We start from the raw sequence: 13,195 nt of genomic DNA on the forward strand, positions 1-13,195 counted from the left end.
GTGGAAGTTTTGGACCGTTCAGTACGATACAGTCGCGTCAAGATCGATCGGTACAGAACTGGGGAGACACGATGACGAAGCCACTGACCGGCAAGGTCGCGCTGGTGACGGGTGGTTCGCGGGGCATCGGGGCCGCGACCGCGCGGGCGCTCGCCGAGCGGGGCGCGGACGTGGCGATCTCCTACGTCGCCTCGCCCGACCGGGCCCGCGAGGTCGTCGCGGACCTCACGGCCATGGGCGTACGGGCCTCCGCCCACCGGGCCGACCAGGGGGACGAGGCGCAGGTCACGGATCTCGTGGAGGCCGTGGCGGCCGAGTTCGGGCGGCTGGACGTCCTGGTGAACAACGCCGGGACGGCCTTCACCGGCCGCGTCGACGACCCCGGGGTCGACCCGCGGGCCGTGGACCGGCTGTTCGCCGTCAACGTCCGCGGGGTGCAGGCCGCGATCCGGGCCGCGGCCCGGGTGCTCGGCGACGACGGACGGATCGTCACCGTCGGCTCCAACCTCGCCGTCCGCCCGGGCTCCCCGGGCATGGCCGACTACGCGGCGACCAAGGCCGCGCTGGTCGCCTACAGCAAGGGCGCCGCGCGCGACCTGGCCCCGCGCGGCATCACCGTCAACGTCGTCCAGTCGGGCTCCGTGGCGACGGACATGAACCCGCCGGAGGGGCCCTTCGCGGACGCGCAGCGGGCCGGCAACGCCCTGGGAAGGTTCGGGCGGCCGGAGGAGATAGCCGCCGGCATCGCCTTCCTCGCCGGACCCGGCGCGTCGTTCGTCACCGGGGCCGTCCTCGACATCGACGGCGGCTACCTGGCGTAGCCGCCGCCCGCCGGGGCGCGGGGACCTACTCCTCGCCCTCCAGCTCGCCCTCCGTCTCCAGGAAGGCCTGGCGCAGGCCGTCGAGGGTCTCGGCGTCGGGCTTGGCCCACATGCCGCGGCTCTCGGCCTCCAGGAGGCGCTCGGCGATGCCGTGCAGGGCCCAGGGGTTGGCCTCCTGGAGGAAGGCGCGGTTCTCCGGGTCCAGGACGTAGGTCTGGGCGAGCTTGTCGTACATCCAGTCGGGGACGACGCCGGTGGTGGCGTCGTAGCCGAACAGGTAGTCCACGGTGGCGGCGAGTTCGAAGGCGCCCTTGTAGCCGTGGCGGCGCATCGCCTCGATCCAGCGCGGGTTGACCACCCGGGCGCGGAAGACGCGGGAGGTCTCCTCGACCAGGGTGCGGGTGCGGACCGTCTCCGGGCGGGTGGAGTCGCCGATGTACGCCTCGGGGGCGGTGCCCTTGAGGGCGCGCACGGTCGCGACCATGCCGCCGTGGTACTGGAAGTAGTCGTCGGAGTCGGCGATGTCGTGCTCGCGCGTGTCGGTGTTCTTCGCGGCGACGGCGATGCGCTTGTAGGCCGTCTCCATCTCGGCACGGGCCGGGCGGCCTTCGAGGCCGCGGCCGTAGGCGTAGCCGCCCCAGACGGTGTAGACCTCCGCCAGGTCGGCGTCGGTGCGCCAGTCCCGGCTGTCGATGAGCTGGAGCAGGCCCGCGCCGTACGTGCCCGGACGGGAGCCGAAGATGCGGGTGGTGGCACGGCGTTCGTCGCCGTGGGCGGCGAGGTCGGCCTGGGCGTGGGCGCGGACGTAGTTGTCCTCGGGGCCCTCCTCCAGGGAGGCCGCCAGCCGCACGGCGTCGTCCAGGAGGCCGATCACGTGCGGGAAGGCGTCGCGGAAGAAGCCGCTGATGCGCAGCGTGACGTCGACGCGCGGCCGGCCCAGCTCCTCCGGCGTGACGGCCTCCAGTCCCGTCACCCGGCGGGACGCCTCGTCCCATACGGGGCGGATGCCCATCAGGTGCAGGGCTTCGGCGATGTCGTCGCCGGCGGTGCGCATGGCGCTCGTCCCCCACAGGGACAGGCCGACCGACTTCGGCCAGTCACCGTGGTCGGTGCGGTAACGCTCCAGGAGGGACTCGGCCAGCGCCTGGCCGGTCTCCCAGGCGAGCCGGCTGGGCACGGCCTTGGGGTCGACGGAGTAGAAGTTGCGGCCCGTCGGGAGGACGTTGACCAGCCCGCGCAGCGGGGAGCCGGAGGGGCCGGCCGGTACGAAGCCGCCCGCGAGCGCCTTGAGGGCGTGGTCGAGTTCGTCGGTGGTGCGGGCCAGGCGCGGGACGACCTCGTTCGCCGCGAAGGTCAGGACGGCCTCGACGGGGTCGACGCCTGTCGCGACGGTGCCCGCGGTCGCGGGGTCCCGCCTTGCGGGACGATTGCCCACGACAGTGGGTACCGCCGCCGGGTCCCAGCCCGCCTCCTCCATCGCCTCCACCAGGGCGCGCGCCTCGGCCTCGGCCTCGTCCGCCGTCGTGCGCGTCGCCGCCGACTCGTCCAGGCCGAGCGCCTCGCGCAGGCCCGGCAGGGCCGACGTGCCGCCCCAGATCTGCCGGGCGCGGAGGATCGACAGGACGAGGTTGACGCGCTCGGGGCCGGTCGGGGCGCCGCCGAGGACGTGCAGGCCGTCGCGGATCTGGGCGTCCTTGACCTCGCACAGCCAGCCGTCGACGTGCAGCAGGAAGTCGTCGAAGCCGTCGTCGTCCGGGCGGTCCTCCAGGCCGAGGTCGTGGTCGAGCTTGGCGGCCTGGATCAGCGTCCAGATCTGGGCGCGGATGGCGGGCAGCTTGGCCGGGTCCATCGCCGAGATGGCGGCGTACTCGTCGAGGAGCTGCTCCAGGCGCGTGATGTCGCCGTAGGACTCGGCGCGGGCCATCGGCGGCACGAGGTGATCGACGAGGGTGGCGTGGGCGCGGCGCTTGGCCTGGGTGCCCTCGCCGGGGTCGTTGACGAGGAAGGGGTAGACCAGCGGCAGGTCACCGAGGGCGGCGTCGGGGCCGCAGGCGGCGGACAGGCCGGCGTTCTTGCCCGGCAGCCACTCCAGGTTGCCGTGCTTGCCGAGGTGGACCATGGCGTCGGCGCCGAAGCCGCCGTCCTCGCGGGCGGCCGCGATCCAGCGGTAGGCGGCGAGGTAGTGGTGCGAGGGCGGCAGGTCGGGGTCGTGGTAGATGGCGATGGGGTTCTCGCCGAAGCCGCGCGGCGGCTGGATGAGGATCAGCAGATTGCCGCGGCGCAGGGCGGCGAGGACGATGTCGCCCTCGGGGTTGCGGCTGCGGTCCAGGAACATCTCGCCCGGCGGCGGACCCCAGTGCTCCTCGACGGACTCGCGCAGCTCCTGCGGCAGCTTCCCGTACCAGCGCTTGTAGTCCGCCGCGGGGATGCGGACGGGGTTGCGGGCGAGCTGCTCCTCGGTGAGCCACTCCTGGTCGTGGCCGCCGGCCTCGATCAGGGCGTAGATGAGCTCGTCGCCGTCGCCGGACTCCAGGCCGGGCACGGCCTCGTCGCCGAAGTCGTAGCCCTCCTCGCGCAGGCGGCGCAGCAGGGCGACGGCGCTGGCGGGGGTGTCGAGGCCGACGGCGTTGCCGATGCGGGAGTGCTTGGTGGGGTAGGCGGAGAGGACGAGCGCGATCCGCTTCTCGGCGGCCGGGATGTGGCGCAGCCGCGCGTGGCGCACGGCGATGCCGGCGACGCGGGCGGCGCGCTCCGGGTCGGCCACGTACATCGGGAGGCCGTCCTCGTCGACCTCCTTGAAGGAGAACGGGACGGTGATGATGCGGCCGTCGAACTCCGGCACGGCGACCTGGGTGGCGGCGTCGAGCGGCGAGAGGCCCTCGTCGTTCTCCTCCCAGGCGCTGCGGGGGCCGGTCAGGCACAGGGCCTGGAGGATCGGCACGTCGAGCGCGGCGAGGGCGCCCGCGTCCCAGGACTCGTCGTCGCCGCCGGCGGAGGCCGTGGCGGGCTTGGTGCCGCCGGCGGCCAGCACGGTGGTGACGACGGCGTCGGCGCTCCCGAGGGCCTCGATCAGCTCGGCCTCGGGGGCGCGCAGGGAGGCGACGTACAGCGGCATGGCACGGCCGCCCGCGTCCTCGACGGCGCCGCAGAGGGCGTCCACGAAGGCGGTGTTGCCGCTCATGTGGTGGGCGCGGTAGTAGAGGACGGCGACGAGCGGGCCGACGGCGTTCTCCGAGCGCGGGGTGCGCTCCAGTGGGCCCCAGGTGGGGGCGGCGGCCGGGGCCTCGAAGCCGTGGCCGGTGAGCAGCACGGTGTCGGAGAGGAACCGGGAGAGCTGTTCGAGGTTGGCGGGGCCGCCGTGGGCGAGGTAGGCGTGCGCTTCGGCGGCGATGCCGATGGGGACGGTGGAGGCCTCCATCAGCTGGGCGTCGGGGGCCTGTTCGCCGGTGAGGACGACGACGGGGCGGTCCCCGGCGAGCAGCAGGTCGAGCCCCTCCTGCCAGGCCCGGACGCCGCCGAGGAGGCGGACGACGACGAGGTCGGTGCCCTCCAGCAGCGCCGGGAGGTCGTCGAGGGCGAGCCGGGCCGGGTTGGCGAGCCGGTACGGGACCGGGCCCCCGAGTGCGGCGGCCGCGCGGGCGCTGAGCAGGTCGGTGTCGGACGTCGACAGAAGAAGGATCACGCGGCGCTCCCCTGGGCTTCGAGGGTCGCCCGGGGCGTGCGGGACCGGAATGTGCGCATGCGGCGGCAAGCCTTCCTCGGGGTCCGCGCCCCGGGCGGTTGGAGGACGGCGGGAGTTCCTGACTCGCCCGGCATCGCTGCCGGGCTCACAGTGGCGGGACCGTGCCGGAGTCTCACCGGCTTCCTCCCCTGTCGCCGTCGCTGGCGTTCGGAAGCAGTGCTCGCGGAGCGGGCACTGTTCCACTGCTGAGCATAGTAAGCGCTGGCAGGGCGCGGTACGGGAGTGTGTGGGGTGTGCGGTCCGGGGCCGTGCGCCGGGCGCGGGCGTCGGTATGCTCGCCGCCATGCCCTCCACCCCCGCACTCTCCACGGACCGGGACGATTCCGGTGCCGGCGCGCCCGCCGCCGGGCCCGTCCGCGAGCGCGGTGACGCCTGCCCCGGCGCCCTGCGTCTGCACGCCGCGGACGACGGCGCGCTGGCCCGGGTCCGGCTGCCCGGCGGCTTGCTGACCGACCGTCAGGCGGCGGTGCTGGCCCGGTGCGCGGAGGAGCTGGGCGACGGGCACCTCGACCTCACCTCGCGCGGCAACGTCCAGCTGCGCGGTCTCCCCGCCGGCTGCGGCGGCGACCTCGCGCGGGAGCTGCGGGCGGCCGGGCTGCTGCCCTCGGACCGGCACGACCGGATCCGCAATGTGGTGGCCTCCCCGCTGTGCGGTCTGGACGGCCGGCACCCGGATTCCGGATCCGGGCCGGACGGGGACCTTCCGGCGGCCGGTTCGCCCTCCCCCGACGTCCAGGCGTGGGTGCGTGAGCTGGACGGACTGCTCTGCGCCGACGACGGCCCCGCCGATCTGACCGGTCTCTCCGGCAGGTTCCTTTTCGGGCTGGACGACGGACGCGGTGACATCGTGGCCCTCCGGCCGGATGTGACATTGATCGCAAGCGACGGACGGGCCGGCCTGTACTTCGGGACGTCCGGGCCCGGCCTGCGGGTCCTCGCCCGGGACGCCCCGCGCGCGGCCGTGCTGGCGGCGGCCGCGTTCCTGGCGGCGCTGGAGTCCGGCGGCGCGACGGCCTGGCGGGTGCGGGAACTGCCGCCCGGGCGGCGGCCGACCACCGCCCTGCTGGCGGACCGGCTCACCGCGGCGGGCATCGCCTACACGCCGCTCCCCGACCTCCGGCTCCCCGCCGGCGACCCCGCCGGGCCGGGCCTGGTGACGGGCCCGGACGGCCTGTGCGCCCTGTCGGTGACGGCACCGCTGGGGCGGCTGACGGCCGCTCAGTGGCGGCTCGTCACGGACGTCGCCGCCGGGGAAGGGGCCCGCGAGATCCGGGTGACCCCCTGGCGCGGCCTCGTCGTCCCCGGCCTCACCCAAGCGAAGGCCCCCGGGCTGCTGGCGTCCCTCGCGGACGCGGGGTTCGTCACCTCCACGGCCTCCGCCTGGCACGGCGCGGGCGCCTGCGCGGGCCGGCCCGGCTGCGCCAAGTCCCGCGCGGACGTACGGGCGGACGCGGCGGCCGCCCTCGGCCGGCGGCGGTCCGCGGGGCTCCTCCCGGTGTACTGGTCCGGGTGCGAGCGGCGCTGCGGCCACCCGGGCGGCCGGTGGGTCGACGTCCTCGCGACCGGCGACGGGTACGAGGTCACCGAGCGGGACGGCACGTGGAGCGGGCCCGCGCGACGGGTGACTTCGGCCGGACCGGAAGGGCCGGCGGACGCCGTGGCGGCGGCACGGTCCGGAGCACGGACCCGCACAACGATTCAGCAGTAGATCCGGCCAGAACCCGTTCGGCACCACAGCGGCGGAACGGCGCACAGAGCGAAACCAGCGAGCGAGGCAGAGTGTTCGAGTACGACAAGGACGGCGCGTCCATCTACCGCCAGTCCTTCGCCACCATCCGGGCCGAGGCGGACCTCGGCGGACTGCCGCCGGACGTGAGCCGGGTCGTGGTCCGCATGATCCACGCCTGCGGGATGACCGACCTCGTACGGGACGTCTCGTACAGCCCGCGGGTCGTGGAGCGGGCGAGCGAGGCGCTGCGCGCCGGCGCGCCGATCCTGTGCGACGCGAACATGGTGGCCAGCGGCGTCACCCGCAAGCGGCTGCCCGCCGGCAACGAGGTGCTGTGCACCCTCACCGACCCGGCGGTCCCCGACCTCGCGCGGCGCATGGGAACCACGCGCAGCGCGGCCGCGCTGGAGCTGTGGCGCGAGAAGCTGGACGGCGCGGTGGTGGCCGTCGGCAACGCGCCCACCGCCCTGTTCCGCCTCCTGGAGATGGTGGCCGAGGGCGCGCCCCGGCCGGCCGCCGTCATCGGCATACCGGTCGGCTTCATCGGCGCCGCCGAGTCCAAGGACGCCCTGGCGGACAGCCCGCTGGGGCTGGAGTACCTGGTGGTGCGGGGCCGGCGTGGCGGCAGCGCCATGGCCGCGGCCGCGATCAACGCGATAGCGAGCGAGGAAGAGTGAGCGAGCAGCCTTTGACGACGGGCCGGCTGTACGGGGTGGGACTCGGCCCCGGCGACCCGGACCTGATGACCGTGCGGGCCGTCGAGGCCATCGCCGCGGCGGACGTGGTCGCGTACCACAGCGCCCGGCACGGCCGGTCGATCGCGCGCTCGATCGCGGAACGCCATCTGCGCCCCGACCACATCGAGGAGCGGCTGGTCTACCCGGTCACGACGGAGACCACGGACCACCCCGGCGGCTACCGGGCCGCCATGGAGGAGTTCTACGAGGAGGCCGCCGCCCGGCTGGCCGCGCACCTCGACGCGGGCCGCACGGTGGCGGTGCTCGCCGAGGGCGACCCGCTCTTCTACAGCTCGTACATGCACATGCACAAGCGGCTGGCCCACCGCTACCCGACCGAGGTGGTCCCCGGCGTCACGTCGTTCAGCGCGGCGGCGGCCCGGCTGGGCGAGCCGCTGGTGGAGGGCGAGGAGGTGCTGACGATCCTGCCGGGCACGCTGCCCGAGGAGGAGCTCGCGGCCCGGCTGGCCTCGACCGACTCGGCCGTGGTGATGAAGCTCGGCCGGACCTTCCCGACGGTGCGGGGCGCGCTGGAGCGCGCGGGCCGGCTGGAGGAGGCGCGGTACGTCGAGCGCGCCACGATGAGCGGGGAGCGTACGGGCCGGCTGGCCGACGTGGACCCGGAGTCGGTGCCGTACTTCTCGGTGGCGGTGCTGCCGAGCCGCGTGGGCGCGGCCCCGGCGGCGCCGGACGCGGGCCGGGGCCGGGTCGTGGTCGTCGGGCTCGGCCCGGCCGGCCCGCTGTGGCTCACGCCGGAGGCGCGGGGCGAGCTGGCGGCGGCCGATGACGTCGTCGGCTACAGCACGTACGTGGACCGGGTGCCGGCGCGCCCCGGGCAGCGGCGGCACGCCTCCGACAACAAGGTGGAGTCCGAGCGCGCCGAGTTCGCGCTCGACCTCGCGCGCGAGGGGCGGCGGGTCGCCGTCGTCTCGTCGGGTGACCCGGGCGTCTTCGCGATGGCGACGGCGGTCCTGGAGGTCGCCTCCGAGGACCCGTACCGCGAGATCCCGGTCCGGATCGTCCCCGGCATGACGGCCGCCCACGCGGCCGCCTCCCGGGCGGGCGCCCCCCTGGGCCACGACTACGCGGTCGTCTCCCTCTCCGACCGGCTCAAGCCCTGGGAGGTCATCGCGGAGCGACTGCGCGCCGCGGCGGCCGCGGACCTGGTCCTGGCCCTGTACAACCCCGGCTCCCGCAGCCGCGTCTGGCAGGTGGGCAAGGCCCGTGACCTCCTCCTCGAACACCGCGCCCCGGAGACCCCTGTGGTCCTCGGCCGCGACGTGGGCGGCCCGGAGGAGAGCGTCCGCGTCGTCCGCCTGGGCGACCTCGACCCGGCCGACGTCGACATGCGCACGATCCTGCTGGTGGGCTCCACCCAGACCCGGACGGTCCGCCGGGGCCCGGGGGGCGGCGAGGAGATCGTCTGGACGCCTCGGCGGTATCCGGAGGGATGACCCGCCGGTCCGGCAGCCCGTTACGGACTGCCGGACCGCCTGCGTCGGACTCAGGCCCCGGGCCGCGCGCCATCTCGGGTCGTCGCGGTCGAGGATGTTCGCGCCGTCCAGGGCCGCGCGGTAGCGGGTGGCCGGGCCGGGGCGGCGTTCGATCTCGGTCCCGGTCGCCCACGTGAGCTGGAGCATCCGGATCGGCCGGCACGCCGAGGGCTTCGGCGCCGGACCGGCAGGGCGCCCTCAGCCGGGCAGCGCCCGTACCCAGTCCACCGCCCCGGCCGGGTCCGCCACCTCCGGCACGCCGTCCGGGACCGGGGGCCTCCGGACGACCACCACCGGTACGCCCGCCTCGCGCGCCGCGACGAGCTTCGCCGAGGTCGCCGCCGCCCCGCTGTCCTTCGTCACCAGGACGTCGATGCGGTGGCGGCGCAGGAGTTCCGTCTCGCCCTCCACGGTGAAGGGGCCCCGGTCCAGGAGGATCTCCGTGCGGGGTGGCATGGGGGGTTCCGGGGCGTCCACGGAGCGGACGAGGAACCACTGGGCGGTCAGGTGCGCGAAGGTGGCGAGGCCCATGCGGCCGGTGGTGAGGAAGACGCGTTCGCCGAGGGCCGGCAGGGCGTCCGCGGCGTCGGTCAGGGTGCTGACCTGGTGCCATCGGTCGCCGGGGCCGGGTACCCACCCGGCGCGGCGGAGGGCGAGCAAGGGAACATGGACGGACGCGGCGGCCTGCGCCGCGTGGAAACTGATCGTGCCGGCGAAAGGATGGGTGGCGTCGATGAGCGCGTCCACCTGCTGCTCGCGCAGCCAGCGGGCCATGCCCTCGGGCCCCCCGAACCCTCCGATCCGCACCTGCCCGGCGGGCAGCCGGGGCCGGGCGACACGTCCGGCGAGCGAGGTCGTGACCCGCAGCGCGGGGTCCCCGGCGAGCTCGGCGGCGAGCTGCCGCGCCTCGGTGGTGCCGCCGAGAACGAGGATGTGGCGCTGGGCGCTCACGCGGTGCCTTTCGCTGGTGGAGGGTGCGCGTCCGGCCGGCCGGACGCGGGTGGCGGCCGGTGCGACGCCAGGGAACGGTACCCGCCGGGCCGGCGCGGCACGAGGCGGGGTCGGCGGGCACGGCGTGCCACACGCCGGCTTCCGTCACGCCGACGCTCACGACGCGGCCCCGGCCCACCGCACCGTCGCCCATGACGCTTCCACGGGCGGAGCCCCCCGTGGCTGAGCCCCTCGCCGGTCAGGTCACCGGCGGCCGGACCGCGCAGCTCGCGCACACCGGGATGCGGCACGGCTGGACGACCGGCGCCTGTGCGACGGCCGCGACCACGGCCGCGTACACGGCGCTGCTGACCGGGGAGTTCCCCGACCCGGTGACGATCACGCTGCCCAAGGGCCAGACGCCCGCGTTCGCGCTCGCCGCGGAGCGGGCGCACGGCGACGGCCGGGTGATGGCGGCGATCGTGAAGGACGCCGGCGACGATCCGGACGTCACGCACGGGGCGCTGATCCGCTCGACGGTACGGGTCCTGCCGCCCGGCTCGGGCGTGGTGTTCCGGGCGGGGCCGGGCGTGGGGACGGTCACCCGGCCGGGGCTGCCGCTGCCGGTCGGGGAGCCCGCGATCAACCCCGTGCCACGGCAGATGATGCGCGACCACGTGGCGGAGACGGCCGCCCGGCACGGCGGTACGGGCGACGTCGAGATCGAGGTGTCCGTGGACCACGGCGAGGAGATCGCCCGGTCCACCTGGAACCCCCGGCTCGGGATCCTCGGCGGCATCTCGATCCTGGGCACGACGGGCATCGTCGTGCCGTATTCGTGCTCGGCGTGGATCGACAGCATCCGGCGCGGCGTGGACGTGGCCCGCGCGGCGGGGCGTACGCACGTGGCGGGGTGCACGGGCTCGACGTCGGAGAAGGTGGCTGTGGCGGTGCACGGGCTGCCGGAGGACGCGCTGCTGGACATGGGCGACTTCGCGGGGGCGGTGCTGAAGTACGTGCGGCGGCACCCGGTGGACCGGCTGACGGTCGCGGGCGGCTTCGCGAAGCTGTCCAAGCTGGCGGCGGGCCATCTGGACCTGCACTCGGCGCGTTCGCAGGTGGACAAGGGGTTCCTGGCGGAGCTGGCCCGGCGCGGCGGCGCCGGCGAGGAACTGGCGGCCGCCGTGGCGGGTGCCAACACCGGCCTGGACGCTCTCCAGCGGTGCGCGGCCGAGGGCGTCCCGCTCGGCGACCTGGTGGCGGCGACGGCCCGGGACGAGGCGCTGGCCGTGCTGCGCGGCGCGCCCGTCACGGTCGACGTCATCTGCATCGACCGCGCGGGCACGATCGTGGGCCGCGCGGAGCCACGGGGTCCGCGCGACCTGTGAAACCGGGGGGTGGCCGGCGGTTTGCCGGGCCGAGCGAGGCCGGCACGCTGGAGGGACTTGGGCCTGATCAGCGCACGCACTTCGGGTCGCAGAGCAGCCCGGGCGGGCTGGTGGCGGGAGGGGAGCCGGTAGGTGCCAGGCGGAGTGGGGCGCGGAGACGAGGCGCCCTGCCCGCAGCCTCTCCACCGCCCCAGGCACGGCGGTTACTGGTGAGGAATAGGTCCTCGGACTGCGCTCCTTCTGCCGCTGGCGGGGTCATTGGGCCGCCCGCTGCATCAGGCCTCGTACGGATTCCGGGTCGCAGAGGTTCTCGTCGGACTCGGGCGGGGGCAGGATCCAGTACGCGCCGGGCCGGCTTCGGCGGGCCGGCGGGGGCGCGGCGACGTATCCCGCGTGGTCGCGGCGGCTCCGGCACTCCGTCCGGGGTTCCGCCCAAGTGTCAGCGGTGCTGGGTGGTACGAGCATTACGTAGTGCAGCTGGGCCTTCGGGACGATGACGCCGTGGGTGAGGCCGGCGGCCCGGAGGTGGGCTTCGACTCCTTCGCGGTCGCGGATGCTGCTTGGCATCCTTTCTTCGACCAGGTCCGCGGGGAGGTAGACGGCATCGAAGTGCTGGAGCCGGATGCCGGCGTTGGCACCGCGGGCCCAGTCCTCCCGGGCCCGCCATGGTGATGTCTCGCGGCACAGGAGCCAGTGTGCGGCGTCGGAGGTCAGGCTGGGGTGGGTGTAGATACTCATCTGGCGGCCTCGGTTGTGGACTGATGACAGGTGCACCGGCAGATCAGGGGCACGGTCTGAGCCGCTCGGGATGGCGCGCCGATCCGGCGAAGCAGGGTCGCCCCGGAACAGCCGGCGTGTTGCCCAGTGCGGCATTGCTCGGTCGTGTAGGGGTGGTCGGGCCGGGTCACGGGCATGGCGCGGCCTGTGCACGATCGAGCTCCGGCAGACAGGCGGAGGTCAACCACTTGAGGAGAGCGTTGTCCATGAGGGCCCCACGATCATCGGTGAGCGGATGTGGGGATGACCGTAGGACCGAGGCAAGGGAAGAGGGGGCACAGTTTGTGCCCCCTCGATCGCTCACGACTTGAGCTGCCCTACGCCGCGAGGATGCCGATCTTCACGGCCAGCTCCGAGGCGCGGCGGCGTCGGGTCGGTGTCCGGGACTCGGTCTGCTCAAGGATGATGCCCTTGGCGTAGCCGTTGTACCGAACGGTTTCCGGCGCGGACTCGAACGCCTTGTCCAGGGTGGCGAGCGCGGTGTCCGGCTGGCCGTCCAGTTGGTAGCCCCGGGCTTCCTCGATACGGTGCCGGGCCCGGCGTGGCAGGGAGGGGATCGTCAGGGCGTCCGCCGCTGCGGCTTGCTTGACGCTCTCGCCTCCTGCCCGGAGCTCGACAGCGACAGTCACAGCGTGGGCACCCATGATCGCCTCCGAGAACGAGGTGATCGGGTGGTAGTAGCCGGGGGGCAAGGTCTTCGACATGGCCCTGGCCTTGTCGAAGTGGCCCCAGGCGCTCCCCTGATTCCCTCGGCGCGCGGCGGTGTAGCCGGCCTCGAACCGGAGCGCGCCGGCGATGGCCAGGACCCCTGGACCGGCGTCGGCGAGCAGGGGTTGCAGGTACTCCAGCGTTTCCATGGTGACCGCATCTGCGGCGTCGTAGTGTGTGGGGCCGCTGTCGCGGTGTGCCTGTGCGGCGAGCCACGCGGCGACGCCGATGGCATGTGGGTCCTCGGACTCCCGGGCGGCGATCATGCTGCGCTCCACCACTCGCCACAGTAGATGGGCGTCCGGTTGGTAGGCGATGAAGAACTGCGACAGGGAGTAGACCTCCGACAGGACAGCCTGCGCAGCGCGGAGGGTCGGCTTGGCTTCGGCCTGCCGTACGGCAAGTTGGGCGTCGCGGATGAGGTCGGGGAGTAGCTGGCCGATCACGTCGCGGTGGTGGGGTGCTGAGTGGCGGGCTTTCCAGGCTCGGGCAAGGCGCGCTTGCAGGTGCTCAGTTGGCGGCGCTTCAAGATCTGCGGGGAGCAGGAAGGCGTCGACTGCTGCCTTCACCACCGGGAGTCGTTTGTGGCCGGGGCCGGTGAAGAGATCAACGTGGGTGGTTTGATCGCCGGTCAGGTCAACAAGGTCACCGACGCGCAGAGCCTCGGCGATGCGCAGGATCGTGTGTAGCTTGGGGGTCTGAAGACGTCCGCTTTCCACTGCCTTCACCCAGCTGGGTGACCGGCCCACCAGGCCGGCCAGAACAACTCGACTCATTCCTCGTCGCGTTCGAAGCAGTTGCAGTCGTTGCCCGAAGCCGATCGGTTCGGCATACGGGTCGGGGGTAGCATCTGGTGACACGGTCTCGCCC

Annotated in this window: 9 protein-coding genes and 1 riboswitch; of the genes, 5 read left to right on the forward strand and 4 right to left on the reverse strand. The window is 74.4% G+C overall.

Annotation, left to right across the window (positions count from 1 at the left end; all coding sequences use genetic code 11):
• The first annotated feature begins 71 nt into the window (after positions 1-71).
• The gene (locus tag SMD11_RS04295; protein WP_087925151.1) at positions 72-821 is read left to right on the forward strand and encodes an SDR family NAD(P)-dependent oxidoreductase; all 750 of its coding nucleotides are present in this window, start codon (positions 72-74) and stop codon (positions 819-821) included.
• A 25-nt stretch (positions 822-846) separates the two neighbouring features.
• Here SMD11_RS04295 and cobN read toward each other — a convergent pair whose 3' ends face one another.
• The gene (gene cobN, locus SMD11_RS04300; protein ID WP_087925152.1) at positions 847-4,503 is read right to left on the reverse strand and encodes a cobaltochelatase subunit CobN; all 3,657 of its coding nucleotides are present in this window, start codon (positions 4,501-4,503) and stop codon (positions 847-849) included.
• 112 nt (positions 4,504-4,615) lie between these two features.
• Positions 4,616-4,689, reverse strand: a riboswitch (cobalamin riboswitch).
• A 145-nt stretch (positions 4,690-4,834) separates the two neighbouring features.
• Here cobN and SMD11_RS04305 point away from each other — a divergent pair.
• The 3 genes from SMD11_RS04305 to SMD11_RS04315 all read left to right on the forward strand — a co-directional run bounded on the left by SMD11_RS04305 (position 4,835) and on the right by SMD11_RS04315 (position 8,483).
• Positions 4,835-6,271: a cobalamin biosynthesis protein CobG gene (locus tag SMD11_RS04305; protein ID WP_087925153.1), complete on the forward strand. Its 1,437-nt coding sequence runs from the start codon at positions 4,835-4,837 to the stop codon at positions 6,269-6,271.
• Positions 6,272-6,342: 71 nt separating this feature from the next.
• A complete protein-coding gene (locus SMD11_RS04310) occupies positions 6,343-6,969 on the forward strand; it encodes a precorrin-8X methylmutase (protein WP_087925154.1) in 627 nt (208 codons plus the stop codon).
• Positions 6,966-8,483, forward strand: a complete 1,518-nt coding sequence (locus tag SMD11_RS04315) for a precorrin-2 C(20)-methyltransferase (protein WP_087925155.1) — start codon at positions 6,966-6,968, stop codon at positions 8,481-8,483. Before SMD11_RS04310 ends, SMD11_RS04315 begins: the two co-directional genes overlap by 4 nt.
• A gap of 237 nt (positions 8,484-8,720) precedes the next feature.
• Here the strand turns inward: SMD11_RS04315 and SMD11_RS04320 are convergent, their stop codons facing one another.
• Positions 8,721-9,473 (reverse strand): cobalt-precorrin-6A reductase, encoded by a 753-nt coding sequence (locus SMD11_RS04320; protein WP_087925156.1) that lies wholly within the window; start codon positions 9,471-9,473, stop codon positions 8,721-8,723.
• A gap of 191 nt (positions 9,474-9,664) precedes the next feature.
• On the opposite strand from SMD11_RS04320, the gene SMD11_RS04325 reads away from it, so the two are divergent.
• Entirely contained in the window at positions 9,665-10,840 is a 1,176-nt protein-coding gene (locus SMD11_RS04325; RefSeq protein ID WP_087925157.1) for a cobalt-precorrin-5B (C(1))-methyltransferase, read from the forward strand.
• Positions 10,841-11,095: 255 nt separating this feature from the next.
• On the opposite strand, the gene SMD11_RS04330 is transcribed toward SMD11_RS04325, so the two are convergent.
• Positions 11,096-11,578 (reverse strand): hypothetical protein, encoded by a 483-nt coding sequence (locus SMD11_RS04330; RefSeq protein ID WP_087925158.1) that lies wholly within the window; start codon positions 11,576-11,578, stop codon positions 11,096-11,098.
• 356 nt (positions 11,579-11,934) lie between these two features.
• Positions 11,935-13,185, reverse strand: a complete 1,251-nt coding sequence (locus SMD11_RS04335; RefSeq protein WP_199843794.1) for a helix-turn-helix domain-containing protein — start codon at positions 13,183-13,185, stop codon at positions 11,935-11,937.
• Positions 13,186-13,195 lie beyond the last annotated feature (10 nt).

It is taken from the genome of Streptomyces albireticuli, assembly GCF_002192455.1.
In the GTDB taxonomy this organism is placed as follows: Bacteria; Actinomycetota; Actinomycetes; order Streptomycetales; family Streptomycetaceae; genus Streptomyces; species Streptomyces albireticuli_B.